Origin of the sequence: Pallidibacillus pasinlerensis, from assembly GCF_009996845.1 — a bacterium.
GTDB lineage: Bacteria > Bacillota > Bacilli > Bacillales > Caldibacillaceae > Pallidibacillus > Pallidibacillus pasinlerensis.
This window is the reverse complement of record NZ_JAACYS010000024.1, coordinates 19,969-35,346: the sequence shown is the minus strand read 5'-3', so window position 1 is coordinate 35,346 and position 15,378 is coordinate 19,969. Positions and strand designations below refer to the sequence as shown.

General features: G+C 37.2%; 13 protein-coding genes. 11 read left to right on the top strand and 2 right to left on the bottom strand.

Annotated features, from left to right (window positions below; translation table 11 throughout):
* From GW534_RS07095 to GW534_RS16375, 4 genes are all read left to right on the top strand, one after another.
* Nucleotides 1-1,324, top strand: a 1,324-nt coding sequence (locus tag GW534_RS07095; RefSeq protein WP_161920358.1) for a sucrose-specific PTS transporter subunit IIBC, incomplete at its 5' end; no start/stop codon positions are given.
* Between the two features lie 78 nt (nt 1,325-1,402).
* Nucleotides 1,403-2,884: a glycoside hydrolase family 32 protein gene (locus GW534_RS07090; RefSeq protein WP_161920357.1), complete on the top strand. Its 1,482-nt coding sequence runs from the start codon at nt 1,403-1,405 to the stop codon at nt 2,882-2,884.
* 16 nt (nt 2,885-2,900) lie between these two features.
* Nucleotides 2,901-3,872 (top strand): carbohydrate kinase family protein, encoded by a 972-nt coding sequence (locus GW534_RS07085; RefSeq protein WP_161920356.1) that lies wholly within the window; start codon nt 2,901-2,903, stop codon nt 3,870-3,872.
* A 193-nt stretch (nt 3,873-4,065) separates the two neighbouring features.
* Nucleotides 4,066-4,305: a hypothetical protein gene (locus GW534_RS16375; protein ID WP_246204002.1), complete on the top strand. Its 240-nt coding sequence runs from the start codon at nt 4,066-4,068 to the stop codon at nt 4,303-4,305.
* On the opposite strand, the gene GW534_RS07075 is transcribed toward GW534_RS16375, so the two are convergent.
* Together GW534_RS07075 and GW534_RS07070 are read right to left on the bottom strand one after the other, a co-directional pair.
* The gene (locus GW534_RS07075; RefSeq protein ID WP_161920355.1) at nt 4,294-4,512 is read right to left on the bottom strand and encodes a hypothetical protein; all 219 of its coding nucleotides are present in this window, start codon (nt 4,510-4,512) and stop codon (nt 4,294-4,296) included. The genes GW534_RS16375 and GW534_RS07075 overlap by 12 nt on opposite strands.
* The gene (locus GW534_RS07070; protein WP_161920354.1) at nt 4,502-4,717 is read right to left on the bottom strand and encodes a hypothetical protein; all 216 of its coding nucleotides are present in this window, start codon (nt 4,715-4,717) and stop codon (nt 4,502-4,504) included. Before GW534_RS07070 ends, GW534_RS07075 begins: the two co-directional genes overlap by 11 nt.
* 241 nt (nt 4,718-4,958) lie before the next feature.
* Between GW534_RS07070 and purL the strand changes: the two genes are divergently transcribed.
* The 7 genes from purL to GW534_RS07035 all read left to right on the top strand — a co-directional run bounded on the left by purL (nt 4,959) and on the right by GW534_RS07035 (nt 15,053).
* Entirely contained in the window at nt 4,959-7,178 is a 2,220-nt protein-coding gene (gene purL, locus GW534_RS07065; protein ID WP_202630856.1) for a phosphoribosylformylglycinamidine synthase subunit PurL, read from the top strand.
* A gap of 239 nt (nt 7,179-7,417) precedes the next feature.
* On the top strand, nt 7,418-7,777 hold the full coding sequence (locus tag GW534_RS07060) for a type II secretion system protein (RefSeq protein WP_161920352.1): 360 nt from the start codon (nt 7,418-7,420) through the stop codon (nt 7,775-7,777).
* 16 nt (nt 7,778-7,793) lie between these two features.
* Nucleotides 7,794-8,444: a hypothetical protein gene (locus GW534_RS07055; RefSeq protein WP_161920351.1), complete on the top strand. Its 651-nt coding sequence runs from the start codon at nt 7,794-7,796 to the stop codon at nt 8,442-8,444.
* A 494-nt stretch (nt 8,445-8,938) separates the two neighbouring features.
* The gene (gene treP / locus GW534_RS07050; protein WP_161920350.1) at nt 8,939-10,867 is read left to right on the top strand and encodes a PTS system trehalose-specific EIIBC component; all 1,929 of its coding nucleotides are present in this window, start codon (nt 8,939-8,941) and stop codon (nt 10,865-10,867) included.
* A gap of 101 nt (nt 10,868-10,968) precedes the next feature.
* Nucleotides 10,969-12,633, top strand: a complete 1,665-nt coding sequence (gene treC, locus GW534_RS07045; protein ID WP_161920349.1) for an alpha,alpha-phosphotrehalase — start codon at nt 10,969-10,971, stop codon at nt 12,631-12,633.
* Nucleotides 12,634-12,639: 6 nt separating this feature from the next.
* Nucleotides 12,640-13,356 carry a trehalose operon repressor gene (treR, locus tag GW534_RS07040; RefSeq protein WP_161920348.1) on the top strand — a complete coding sequence of 239 codons (717 nt, stop codon included), beginning with the start codon at nt 12,640-12,642 and terminating at the stop codon, nt 13,354-13,356.
* Nucleotides 13,357-13,376: 20 nt separating this feature from the next.
* Complete coding sequence (locus GW534_RS07035) at nt 13,377-15,053, top strand: glycoside hydrolase family 13 protein (protein ID WP_161920347.1); 1,677 nt, start codon at nt 13,377-13,379, stop codon at nt 15,051-15,053.
* The last annotated feature ends 325 nt before the right edge of the window (nt 15,054-15,378 follow it).

The window sequence follows — 15,378 nt, the reverse complement described above, 5'->3', positions numbered from 1 at the left end:
AAATCAAGAAGCGCTTGACAAAATGGACGATGTAAAAGGAACTTTTTCAACGGGTGGACAGTTCCAAATTATTTTAGGGTCAGGTATAGTTAACAAAGTTTATCAAGAATTGACCAAATTAACTGGACTTCAAGAAATGTCTACAAAAGATGTGAAAGATGCTGGATCGAAAAATTTAAATCAAATTCAACGTTTAGTGAAGCTACTTTCTGATATTTTCGTTCCGATTATTCCTGCCATTGTTGCTGGCGGTCTTTTAATGGGAATTAATAACGTATTAACGGCAAAGGATCTAATTATTGAAGGTAAGTCCCTCATTGATGCATATCCAGAAATAGCGGACTTAGCAGCACTTATTAATACATTTGCCAATGCGGCATTTGTCTTTTTACCAATTTTAATTGGTTTCTCCGCTACACAGCGCTTTGGTGGTAACCCATACTTAGGAGCTACTTTAGGTATGTTAATGGTTCACCCTGATTTATTAAATGGTTGGGGTTATGGTAGCGCCTTAGTGAACGGTGAAATTCCAGTTTGGAGTATTTTCGGATTTGAAATTGAAAAAGTCGGTTATCAAGGGACCGTATTACCTGTATTAGCAGCATCCTTTATTTTAGCGAAAACAGAACAATTCTTACGCAAATATATTCCGTCTGCACTTGATAACTTATTAACGCCATTGTTAACGATTTTTATTACAGGAATTTTAACGTTTACAGCAGTAGGACCGATTACTCGTTCTGCAGGTAACTTATTAACAGACGGACTTGTTTGGTTATATGATACTACGGGACTCATTGGTGGTGCGTTATTCGGTTTAGTTTATGCCCCAATCGTTATTACAGGTATGCATCATAGCTTTATTGCAGTTGAAACACAATTATTAGCAGAATTTGCTAAAACAGGTGGTTCGTTTATTTTCCCTGTTGCGGCTATGTCAAACGTAGCTCAAGGTGCAGCAACATTAGCTGTTTTTATGATTATTAATGATAAGAAAATTAAAGGTATTGCATCCGCAGCTGGTATTTCGGCTCTTTTAGGAATTACAGAGCCTTCTATGTTTGGTGTTAACTTGAAGCTTCGTTATCCATTTATTGGTGCTATTACAGGTGCAGCTGTATCATCCGCATTTATTACGATCTTTAAAGTAAAAGCTGTTGCGCTTGGAGCAGCAGGTTTACCAGGTATTATTTCAATTCGTCCAGATTCCATAGTTCCATACGTAATTGGAATGGTTATTTCATTCATCGTTGCATTCGTAACAACCATCATTTTAGCGAAACGTGCAGCGAAAAAAGAACAAGCAGCAGAAAAAGCATCTTAATAAATTAAATATTGGGTCTGATTCTTAAAAAGAGGTCAGGCCCTGTGTTTATATCGTGAAGGAGTTTGAGGTTTAAAGATGGAATGGACGAGAAAACAACGGTATCGCCGAATCGAAGAAGCGACAAAAGAAGAATTGAATGCATTAAAAGAAAAAGTCAACAAAAGCATTTGGCGTCAGAAATTTCATATTCAACCAGTAACGGGACTTTTAAATGATCCAAATGGTTTTTCTTATTTTAACGGAGAATATCACTTGTTTTATCAATGGTTTCCGCTAGGTCCTGTTCATGGATTAAAATATTGGTATCACACAAAATCAAAAGATCTTGTCAATTGGCAAAATGTCGGAATTGGAATTAAGCCGAACGATTATTTTGATTCTCACGGAGCTTATTCAGGTAGTGCTATTTGTCATGACGGTAAGCTCCATTTAATGTATACAGGAAATACAAGAGATGAAAATTGGGTTCGTCATCCATATCAATGCTTAGCGGTAATGAATGAAAATGGTCGTATTGAAAAATTACAAGAGCCGGTTATTAAAGAAGTTCCAAAAGGTTATACCGATCATTATCGAGATCCGAAAGTTTGGAAGGAAAATGACACATTTTATGCTGTCATCGGGGCACAGAGGGAAAACAAAACAGGTTGTATTGTTCTTTATTCATCACCTGATTTAAAAAATTGGACATTTGAAGGTGAGGTTCAAACAAAATTAAAGGAATTTGGATTTATGTGGGAATGTCCCGATTATTTTGAACTAGATGGAAAAGGTGTGCTGATCTTCTCACCACAAGGGTTAGAGCCAAAGGGAGATGAATTTCAAAATATCTATCAATCTGGGTATCTTTTAGGGAACACACTAGATTTAAAGACAAAAGTTTTTGAACACGGAAAGTTTGTTGAGTTAGACCGTGGATTTGACTTTTATGCACCACAAACGACAATTGACCATAAGGGACGTCGCCTTTTAGTCGGGTGGATGGGTCTTCCCGAAATCGAGTATCCAACTGATAAGGATGGGTGGGCTCATTGTTTAACATTACCGAGAGAGTTGACCGTTCAAAATGGAAAGCTTATTCAGTGTCCTGTAAAAGAACTAGAAGCATTGCGACAAGATTCGGTAAATGTGAAAGATATTCTCGATGATGAGAAAAAAATGTATGAAGGATTCAATGGGACGACGTATGAACTTATTTGTGAATTTACGAACATGGAAGCAGATGAAGTCGGGATTGAATTCCGGTCATGTAATGATGAAAAAACGGTCATCTCCTATAACAGAAAGGAACAAAAAGTGACCTTAGACCGTACCCATTCAGGGGAGGTTCCAGCTAAAGAATATGGAACAACAAGAACGTGCAGCGTTGAAGGGGATACGTTAAAGCTTCATCTGTTTGTTGATACGTCTTCTGTCGAAATTTTTATCAATGACGGCGTTGAAGTATTTACGAGCCGAATTTTTCCAAGACCTGAAAGCAAAGATATTCGCTTCTTTGCACGAAACGGAAAAGTTACATTAGACACAACGAAATATAACTTATCCACTATGAATTAAAAGGGAGGTTTAAACAATGGGGCGCTTATTTTCAATTGGTGAAGTGTTAATTGATTTTATTCCAATGCAAAAAGGCAAAGCGTTAAAGGATGTCCAATCTTTTAAACGTGCACCTGGGGGAGCCCCAGCAAACGTTGCAGCAGCTGTTGCGAAATTTGGGGCAGAATCTGCAATGATCACAAAGCTTGGAATGGATGCCTTTAGTGACTTTTTAATTGAAGAGTTACAAAAAATCGGTGTGAAAACAGATAAAATAAAGCGAACAAAGGAAGCGAATACAGGATTAGCATTTGTTTCACTGCGCGAAGATGGTGAACGTGATTTTTCCTTCTATCGCAATCCTTCTGCAGATCTTTTGCTTTCAGAAGATGAAATTGAAGAAAGTTGGTTTGTCAAAGGAGATATTTTACATTTTTGCTCCGTCGATCTAGTCGAAAGTCCAATGAAAAAAGCCCATGAAAAAGCAATTGGACTTGTTAAAGAAAATGGGGGAATCATTAGCTTTGATCCAAACGTTCGCCTTCCATTATGGAACAGTGCAGAGAAATGTCGACAAACGATTTTAGAATTTATTCCGAAAGCACATATCATCAAAATTTCCGATGAAGAATTAGCGTTTATCACAGGAATCACTAATGAAAAAGAGGCGATTGAAAGCTTATTCACAGGTGATGTAAAAGCCGTTATTTACACAAAAGGAGCTAATGGAGCCGACCTTTACACGAAGAATGCCAAATATGAATCAACTGGTTTCAAAGTTGAGGTTCAGGATACTACAGGTGCAGGAGATGCCTTTATCGGTGGCTTTTTATATAAACTACTCGAAAAAGAAGTAAACCATGATAACTTAATAGATGTATTAAATGAGCACCATCAAGAAATCCTCACCTTTGCCAATGCAAGCGGTGCGATCACAACAACAGGAAAAGGTGCAATTTCGTCCTTACCGACAAAAGAAGAAATCCTTAACTTCATTTCATGTGAATAAAAACATATTAAGATTAGAGCACAGACCGCGGTCAAGGTCTGTGCTGCTATTTTTTTAGTAGAAGTAGAGAAAAGGTCGTGACAGCCCCAGAACTATGAGTTCGCAATGAAAAAAGGTTCTATACTAAATGTTGGGGTAAAGAATTTCATAAAATAAAAAAGCATTTACAATTCGTTCTCTTGCCAAAAAATACATGGATGAGTCAGAATTTATCGAAGTGAAAGCTGAAAAAGTAACAGTCGAAGAGATTAAACAAGTTGTGATAAAAACAACGAACCGCAGAAAACAAGCAACCTTATTTCATTTAATTGAAAAACATCGTCCATTTTTAGAAAGAAGCGAACAAATGAAAAAAACAAAGCGTCCTGAACGTAGTAGACAGAACAGAGGTAAGAGTGGAAGGTTTTCTTCAAGTAGAAAATCATATGAATGAATTCGCTTGAGATGTTCCACTTCCGTAAACAGCATTAGCGGCGGCACGAACAGCTTTTTCGATGTTTCTTCTTACTTTTTGTGCATATTCATATTCATAAGCTCCTTCTTCTGGACCAAGAATGTCAATTAGTTCTTGTTTACTTACGTTACGAGATTTATAAGGCGTAGCGTTCCAATTAATTGCAGTTACACGATTACCGCTCAATATCACACGAAAGAAGCTTCCTCTTGTGATTGGCCTTGTTTTTCTTCTTCCTTCTCAGTAGTTCTACCATTTTTTGTTCCATCTGTGCATCGGATTTCGATGCGGTTTCATCGCTTTTTTCTGGAATTGTTAAAACGGCAGTAACAATCACGATTAATAATAGTAATGCCGTTCCTCCTACAATCCCCCATTTTTTCTTTAACATATTAAAAACCTCCAAATCTTCTAAACATAATGAGAAAGATTTTTGGGAGAAAAACAAAAATAATTCACAGTTTTTTTGGAATGTTCGTGTTTTGCTTATTGTCAAAATCCTCCGAAGAGGCTATGATTATAGAGTACACATGAGGAAAAGTGGTTCAGAGGATGTATGAGAAGAAATATATTCTCCGTTGAAATATAAGCGTTTTGGGCCACAAATCAAATTCTGTAGGAGGGAACTATTGATGTCGCAACATAAGATCAGCCCTGAGCAAATTGAAAAAAAGAAAATTTACAAAGAAATGGGATTAACAGATGAAGAGTACCAAATGGCGAAGGATTTATTAAAACGTCGCCCGAATTATACGGAAACGGGTATTTTCTCTGCAATGTGGTCCGAACATTGTAGTTATAAATCTTCGAAACCACTACTTAGAAGGTTCCCTACGAAAGGCAGTCAAGTATTACAAGGACCTGGTGAAGGTGCTGGGGTTGTTGATATTGGTGATAATCAAGCAGTAGTGTTTAAAATAGAAAGTCATAATAGCCCATCTTACGTTGAACCATTCGAAGGTGCTGCAACAGGTGTCGGCGGAATTTTACGTGACGTATTTTCCATGGGAGCAAAACCAATTGCAGCGATGAATTCTTTGCGATTTGGTAACCTTGATAATGATCATACAAAAATGTTGTTTTCTGAAGTAGTTCGTGGAATTTCAAGCTACGGTAATGTCGTTGAAGTGCCAACTGTTGGTGGCGAAATTCAATTTGACAATCAATATGAAGAAAATCCATTAGTGAATGCGATGGTTGTTGGTCTAGTTTCTCATGATGACATGCAAAAAGGTGTTGCTGCAGGTGTAGGTAATGTTGTCATTTATGCAGGTGGCGATACTGGTAAAGATGGTGTCGGTGGTGCAACATTCTCCTCCGATGTCGTAGAGGCTGATGAAGAAAATAAATCTGCAGTAGCGATTGGAAACCCAGAAATCGGAAAAAAGCTAATGGAAGCTTGTTTAGAAGTTATTCATTCTGATGCACTAGTTGGTATGCAAGACATGGGTGCAGCTGGTTTAACATCTTCTGCAAGTGAAATGGCAGCGAAAGCAGGTACTGGAATAGAGTTAAATCTTGACCTTGTTCCACTACGAGAAGAAGGAATGTCTGCCTATGAAATTATGCTCTCTGAATCACAAGAGCGGATGTTATTAGTTGCAAAAAAAGGTCGTGAGCAGGAAATTGTTGATATTTTTGCGAAACATGATGTCGATGCAGCGGTAATCGGTGAAGTAATTGAAGAAAAAACTTTCCGTATTAAACAACATGGAGAAGTTGTTGCAGATATTCCTGTGAATATTTTAGCAGATGAAGCACCAGTTTATCATTTACCAGCGAAGGAAGCATCTTATTATCAAGAATTCCAAGCAATGGAAAATGAAGTGCCAGCCGTTGACAATCATCAAGAGATGTTAAGAAAACTATTGCAACAACCTACAATTGCAAGTAAAGAATGGGCGTACAAACAATATAGTTCTGAGGCACAAGGAAATACACTTGTAGGACCTGGTTCAGATGCAGCTGTAGTGAAAATTGAAGGAACGGAAAAAGCAATTGCGATTACAACAGACTGCAATTCACGCTACATTTATTTAAATCCAAAAGTAGGTGGCCAAATTGCTGTTGCTGAAGCAGCGCGTAATCTTGTATGTTCTGGTGCAAAACCACTTGCGATTACAGATGGTTTGAACTACGGAAATCCGAATGATCCAGGAGTATTTTGGCAAATGGAACAAAGTATTGATGGAATCAGTGAGGCATGTCTTGCATTAAATACACCAGTTATTAGTGGAAATGTTTCAATGTATAATCAATCAAAAGACGAACCAATACTTCCAACGCCAATTATTGGCATGGTTGGATTAATTGAAGATACGAAATATGTAACACCAAGCCATTTTCAAAACGATGGTGATCTAATTTATTTAATTGGTGAAGCATTACCAGAATTTGGCGGTAGCGAATTACAAAATATAGTAGCTGGCAAATATACAGGTAAAGCACCTGTAATTGATTTAGAAGTTGAAGCAAAACGTCAAAGTTTACTTACAAGTGCAATTCGAGAAGGGCTTGTCGTATCAGCACATGATTTATCAGAAGGTGGACTTGGAGTTGCGTTAGCTGAAAGTTTATTTACTGGTAAAGGTTTAGGTGCAGAAGTGAACGTATCAGGTGATCCAACAGTAGCATTATTTAGTGAATCACAATCAAGATTTTTAGTAACAGTTAAACCTGAAAACAAAGAAGCATTTGAAAAAATGTATGCAGAAGCAGTTCAAATTGGAACGGTAACAAACGATGGTTCATTAAAAGTTTCTGTAGACGGTAAACAAATTATTGATGATGCAGTTGCTGAACTTCATAAACTTTGGAGTGAAGCAATTCCAAATTTTGTAGCTAAACAATAAGCTTGTTTAAAAATTATTTATGAATCAGATTCTACTAAAAAGCACGGTATCCTGTGATGGGCCGTGCTTTTTTCGTGATTCTTGACAATGTTTTCTGGGGAGCTTTTACCTTATCTTATTTGAAATAATTTTATTCAATTTTAACTTCTGTAAACTAAATTTCCTCGCTATTACAAATGAGTTGGAATAATGACAAACAGTACAGCTCAAATATAAAATGAAAAGTGAGGATATTGAAAATGGAACAAAATAAAAAAGGTTTCGATACACAAGTAATAAGAAATCAAAAGGGAATTACTTTAGTTGAGTTGTTAGCTGTGTTAGTAATTTTAGGCATTATTGCTGCGATTGCAGTACCGATGTTAAGTAATGTTATTCAAGATTCGAAAGATAAAGCTACAGTTAATGATGCACTAACTATTATTAATGCAGCTAAACTTGCGTATACAAATGAAAGTAAACTTTTTACGGATAATAGTATTAATGTGAACGATCTTATTAGAGAAGGATATGTAGATGTGGAAGGGTTTAATGGTGTTACAGTAAAAAATGAATCGAATGAATGGTTTATAACTTCAAATTTAATTATGATTAGTTAAAAAGGGGGGGATGTGGATGATTAAAATTACGAATATAAAAGGTATTTCAAATAGCTACCCAGAAGAGATTGAAGGGACAATAGAATGGTATGCTGCTAAGGAGCCTGGATGTGACTTTTGTGATTTATATGAGGCCGAAATTATATATAAGGAAAATGGCTATTTCAAGGGGATGAATTATCATTTAATACATTATCCGGATGGAGAGGTACATTCACCATTTAAAGTTCAAGAAAATATTTACGTTGAAAAACCGATATGGAATAATGGCCATTTAAACTTTTTAGTTGTCGATTTTTCTACTGAACTTATAAAAATAACCAAATATATCCCTGAGAAAAAAGAATTAGGAGTTATTGTTGAACTGTCTTTATCAGAAGTTGAAGACTGCTATAACTTAATGCTAGAAACTACACCGCTTACTCTTGGAAGAAGTGGGAATGATGGTTATTACGAAATAATTTGGCCAGAAAAAAAGAAAATCGCAATTGGAAAAACAGAGACTATATTATTCCGTATTGAAAATGAGTTATATTTTTCAGAGTGGTACGAGGATCCGGATTATCGCGAAAATGTTATTGTGAGAGATATACAAACAGGGAAAATAATCGAACAGAGCGAAGGTTATTTACTCAGACTACCGAATAACGTTTATTGGAAAGTTTGAGATTAATGTTCTTTCAATCAGTTGTGAATACTAACTTAACTTACATATCCCGTTTATCGTTTTTAAATTCAAAGTACTTCCCACTAGAACTTTATTATTAACCGTATTTAAATTTTGGTAAACACCTGCTTCAACGGAGGCTTCCTTAAATTGTTGTTTAAGCTCTTTTTTTGCGATCTATGTATTTTTTTAATAAAAAAATAAATAAATAAATAAAAAGATTCAAAGTGCCTGTCTCGTAGCAGATTATTACGAGACGTTTTTTTATAATAGAAGAAAAATTTAATTATAGAATTTTTATGTAAGCACTTGCAAAAAATATATATACAAGTTAAACTAGAATCATGTATATACAAGTTTAGTGTTTTTTAAGTCGATGTATATACAAGATGGATTTAAGTAAAAACATATTCTTACAAGGGAAGCTCATATTTCTAAGATGAGGATATTTTAGGGAGATATAAAATCATTGTTAAAGAATTGGAGTGAACAACATGACGAATAATCAAGCAAGGAATAAAGAAATCCTTGTAGCGCCACTAACTGGTAAAGTTGTCGCGCTTGAAAATGTACCGGACCAAACATTTTCAGAGAAAATGATGGGCGATGGTCTGGCAATTGAGCCTACAGATGGTAAAGTGGTTGCACCTATTGATGGGGAAGTTGTCGTTACGTTCCCAACAAAGCATGCGATTGGTTTAAAGTCAACGTCAGGAATTGAATTGCTCATTCATGTTGGTTTGGAAACTGTTCATATGGATGGAGAAGGTTTTGAAATTCATGTTGAGCAAGGTGATAAGGTTAAAGCCGGAGATCTGTTACTAACATTTGATTTACAGCTAATTAAGAAAAAAGCAGCAAGTCATATTACTCCGGTCATTATTACAACTGGTGAGCTAGTTCAAAGTATTAGAAAAACCAATGATGGTACGGTGATCGCCGGGGAATCAACATTGTTGGAAATCACATTGAAAGGTCAATCTGAAGAGAGCTCAAAAGAAAAAGTAGTCACTCAATCTGGTATGGAATATAGCGAAGAGGCAAAGCAAATTGTTGAAGCGATTGGTGGAATCGAAAATATTAATGCAGCAACTCATTGTGTTACAAGACTACGCTTTGCATTAGACAATGAAGACATTGTAGACAAAAATAAATTAGAAAAAATAGATGTTGTAAAAGGTACGTTTTCTGCAAATGGACAATTTCAAATTGTGATTGGTCAAGGTACCGTTGATAAAGTTTACAAGGCAATGGTTCATGAAACAGGTATTAAGGAAGCAACGAAAGATGAAGTGAAAGCTGTCGGTGGGCAAAAATTAAATCCACTTCAACGTGGGATTAAAGTTCTCGCTGATATCTTCATCCCAATCCTTCCGGCAATTGTAATGGCAGGTTTGTTGCTCGGACTTAATAATATACTAGTAAACCCGATTTTTACAGATCAGCCAATAATTGAAATGTATCCATCTTGGGCTGGCGTTGCGGACATGATCAACGTCATTGCTAATACAGCGTTTACGTTCCTACCTGCGCTTATCGGCTGGTCGGCAGTGAAACGTTTTGGTGGTAACCCGTTGCTCGGGATTGTGCTCGGTTTAATTCTCGTTCATCCAGCCTTAATGCCAGCAAGTGATTATGCAGTCGCAGCGGCAAATGGCGAAGCACCAACATGGAACCTTTTCGGATTGGAAGTTAATATGATGGGTTATCAAGGGCAAGTGTTGCCTGTATTAGTGGCAGCTTGGGTGCTTGCAAGTATAGAAAAATGGCTGAAAAAACGCGTAATCGACTCCTTGCAATTATTGGTAGTGGCTCCTGTTGCTCTACTCGTAACTGGATTTTTAGCATTCATAGTAATTGGACCAGTTACATTTGCAATTGGAGGCTGGATCACTAATGGATTAGTAGCGATTTTTGAAGCGGTTCCTCTAATTGGTGGTCTAATTTATGGATTGTTCTATGCTCCTTTAGTAATTACTGGGATGCATCATACATTCCTCGCAGTAGACTTACAATTAATTGGTAGCACAGGAACGACATTCCTATGGCCAATTGTGGCACTTTCCAATATTGCACAAGGATCTGCAGTATTTGCTATGTTCCTAGTGGCTAAAGGTGAAAAACTAAAAGGTCTAGCAGGAACGTCTGGAATATCAGCATGGTTAGGGGTTACAGAACCAGCCATGTTCGGAGTTAATTTACAATATCGTTATCCATTTGTAGCAGCAATCATTGGAGCGGCAATTGCCGGTGCATATATTACGATAAGTGATGTACAAGCTTCTTCCATCGGTGTTGGTGGAATTCCAGGCTTTTTATCTATAGCAAACAGTATGGGCGCCTTTTTCATTGGAATGTTGATTGTTATCGTAGTTCCTTTTGTTATCACCTATATTATTGCGAAACGGAAATTGACAGATTAAGGGCGTCACTAATTTGATAAGCTGCCTTAGCTCCTAAAAAACACTGGAGCTGAGGCTTCTATCTATTTTTATCAAACCATCATTTGAAAGGAGCATACATGATGACGAAAACAGAAGCATGGTGGAAAAAATCTACCGTTTACCAAATTTACCCGAAAAGTTTTAACGATACAACGGGTACGGGAACTGGAGATATCCAAGGGATTATTGAGAAACTTGATTATATAAAAAAATTAGGTGCTGATGTCATTTGGTTAACGCCAATTTACCAATCTCCTCAAAATGACAATGGCTATGATATTAGCGATTATTATGCGATTGACCCGTCCTATGGAACAATGGAGGATTTTGAGCAGCTGTTGGAAGAAACACATAAACGTGGGATGAAACTTATCATAGATCTCGTTGTCAACCATACCTCCACTGAACATGAATGGTTTAAACAGGCGAGATCATCCAAAGACAATCCTTTTCGAGAATTCTATATTTGGAAAGATCCAAAAAATGGTGGTCTTCCGAATAACTGGCAGTCAAAATTTGGTGGACCGGCTTGGCAGCTGGATGAGAAAACAGGACAATATTACTTGCATTTGTTTGACGTAACTCAAGCCGATTTAAACTGGGAAAATGAAACGTTAAGAGAAAAAATATTCGATATGATGCGCTTTTGGGCTGAAAAAGGAATTGACGGTTTCAGGCTAGATGTTATTAATCTTATTTCCAAAAATCAAGATTTCCCTGATGATGATATCGGAGATGGACGTAGGTTTTATACGGATGGCCCACGAATCCATGAATTTTTACATGAAATGAACCGAAATGTTTTTTCTAAATACAACATGCTCACAGTCGGTGAAATGTCGTCAACAAATTTGGAAAGCTGTATCAAATACACGAATCCGGAACGTGAAGAATTATCGATGACGTTCCAATTCCATCATTTAAAAGTTGACTATCCAAATGGAGAGAAGTGGACGAAAGCACCGTTTGACTTTATAGAGTTAAAACAAATTCTATCAGATTGGCAAGTCGGCATGCATGAAGGTGGGGGATGGAATGCCTTGTTCTGGTGCAATCACGATCAGCCTCGGGCAGTTTCACGATTCGGTGATGATGGAAAATATCATCAGGAGTCAGCGAAAATGCTTGCGACAACTTTATTTATGATGCAAGGTACACCGTATATTTACCAAGGTGAAGAAATTGGGATGACAAATCCAAATTTCACATCCATTGATCAGTATCGTGATGTTGAATCATTAAACGCCTATAAAATTTTGCTGGAAGAAGGGAAAACCGAAGAAGAAGTTATCGCTATATTACAGCAAAAATCCCGTGATAACGGACGTACGCCAATGCAGTGGTCAAAAGAACAACATGCAGGATTTACAGAGGGGACGCCTTGGCTTGGCGTTGCGGACAACTATCCAGAAATAAATGTTGAAAAAGCATTAGAAGATCCAAATTCTATTTTTTATCATTATCAGAAGTTAATCAAGCTACGGAAACAATACGACATTATCACTTATGGTGATTACAAACTTCTTTTGGATGCTGACCCGCAAATTTTCGCATATACTAGGAATTGGAAAGATGAAAAATTACTAGTGATTAGTAATTTCTACGGAAAAGATACGGTCGTAGATTTGCAGTTAGAGGAAGTTAAGCAGCCTGAAATCTTACTTTCTAATTATGAAGATTCACCACGTAAACTGGATCAACTGGAGCTTCGTCCGTATGAATCTATTGTTTATTATTGGAAGTGATTATGCATGCAAAAGAAATATTTAAGGATTTACAACGATTTAGTAAAAAGGATACAATCCAATTCATGGACAATTGGGGATTTATTGCCTTCTGAAAATGAACTGGCCGCTCAATATGATACTTCTAGAGAAACGATTCGTAAAGCGCTAGATTTATTGTCTCAAAACGGCTATATTCAGAAGGTCAGAGGAAAGGGTTCTGTGATTATTAATCGGAATCAATTTTCTTTCCCTGTTTCAGGTATAGAAAGTTTTACAGAACTAACAGAAAAAATGGCTCTAAACAGTCGGACCATTGTCCATTCGATTAAATACTTGGATCCGAAAAATGAGTCGATGGAGATCTTAAAAGGAAATCCGAATGAAAAGGTGTGGAATGTAAATCGAATCCGGGAAATAGACGGTGAAAAGGTAATATTAGATAAAGATTACTTTAATGATAAATATATACCATTATTAACAGAGGAAATATGTCAAGGTTCCATTTATAACTATATTGAAAATGAGTTAGGACTTGTCATTGGATTTGCGCAAAAAGAAATCGTTGTAGAAAATCCAACAGAAGAGGACCGTGAACTCCTTGATTTAGAAGGTTTTTCCAATGTTGTTGTCATCCGAAGTCAAGTTCATTTGGATGATGCGAGCTTATTCCAAATTACCGAATCAAGGCACCGTCCGGATAAATTCCGGTTTGTTGATTTTGCAAGACGAGTAAAAAATTAGCCTGGTAGGAGCGAATCAGTGTGCAAAAAAATTGGTGGAAAGAAAGCGTCGTCTACCAAATATACCCCCGTAGTTTCTTTGATAGCAACGGGGATGGAATCGGCGATATTAGGGGTATCATAAAAAAACTAGATTACTTGAAATACCTTGGAGTAAATGTTATTTGGCTCTCTCCTGTGTATGAATCGCCTAATGATGATAACGGTTATGACATATCCAACTATCACAAAATTATGGACGAATTCGGTACGATGGATGATTTGGTTGAATTGATTAATGAAATCCATGCCCGGGGTATGAAGCTCATTATGGATCTAGTCGTCAACCATACATCAGATGAACATGAGTGGTTCCAACAAGCGAGAAAGTCGAAGGATAACCCTTATAGGGATTATTATATTTGGCGGCCAGGAAAGGATGGCAAAGAGCCGAATAATTGGCGGTCTAACTTCGGTGGCTCGGCATGGGAGTATGACCCGGATACGGATGAATATTATTTGCATTTATTCAGCAAAAAACAACCGGATCTAAATTGGGAAAACCCGAAACTGCGTGAAGAAATATACAAAATGATGAGATGGTGGCTTGATAAAGGAATTGACGGTTTCCGTATGGATGTAATTAATTTTATTTCTAAAGTTCCAGGACTACCTGATGGAAAGATAAAGCCAGGTGAAACTTATGCTTCCGGTAGTAAATTTTACCGAAACGGTCCCCGTATCCATGAATATTTGCAAGAAATGCACGAACAAGTACTATCGAAGTATGACGTGATGACCGTTGGCGAAATGCCCGGTGTTGATGTAGAAGAAGCGAAAAAATATACAAATCCAGAAAGAAAAGAATTGAATATGGTGTTTACCTTTGAACATATGAGTCTTGATTCTGGACCATATGGCAAATGGGACTTAAAACCACTTATGCTTACCGATTTAAAAGAAAATCTCACAAAATGGCAAAAGGGGCTCAACGGTATCGGCTGGAACAGTTTATACTGGAATAATCATGACCAACCTCGAATCGTTTCACGATTTGGAGATGACGGAAAGTATCGGGTGGAATCTGCGAAAATGCTTGCCACATGTCTGCATATGCTACAAGGCACACCTTACATATATCAAGGTGAGGAAATCGGTATGACGAATATTCGCTTTGATTCCATTGAAGATTATCGAGATATTGAAACGTTAAATCTATATCGGGAAAAAGTGATAGTTGGCAACGAGGAGCCGGAACAAGTGATGGAATCCATTTATGCAAAAAGTAGGGATAATGCTCGAACGCCATTACAATGGAGTGACAATCCACAAGCAGGGTTTACAACAGGAGAGCCATGGATTAAAGTGAACCCTAATTATAAAGAGATCAACGCGAAACAGTCAGTAGAAGACCCAAATTCGATTTACCATTATTACCGGAAATTAATTCAGCTCAGAAAACAATACCCGATCATTGTATACGGTGATTATCAGCTTCTATTACCGGAACATGAACAAATTTTTGCTTACTTGCGGATATATCAAGATCAAAAATTGCTGGTTATAACAAATTTCAGTGAAGATAACATTCCTTTTGAGCTGCCGGTAGATGTGGAATTCTCCGCAAATGATCTATTGATTAGCAACTATGAAATGAATGACAATAATTTTAATAAATTTATACTCAGACCATATGAAGCACGTGTATATTTAGTGTAACAAAATAAACCTCTCTTCAAACTGAATCCTAAAATGGATTCAGTTTTTTTGGTGCGCCCGGCATGTACATGAACTATAGGGTGTAAGTCCCGAACCCCGAAGACAGAAGTAGAGGTTAGCCAAGAGCAAGGGTGTCCGTGGTGACGCGGAATCTGAAGGAAGCTGGAGGCAAAACACCGGTCCGAGGAACACGAACCTCATATAAGGCTAGGTATGATTGAGTGAGTTTGCCAAACAAAACAAAGCTCTTTCTGTCGAAGGTCATATCGAGTAAATGAGGCGGATAGATGGTGTGAAAGTGCATGTACTTACCCGGGGAGGTCTG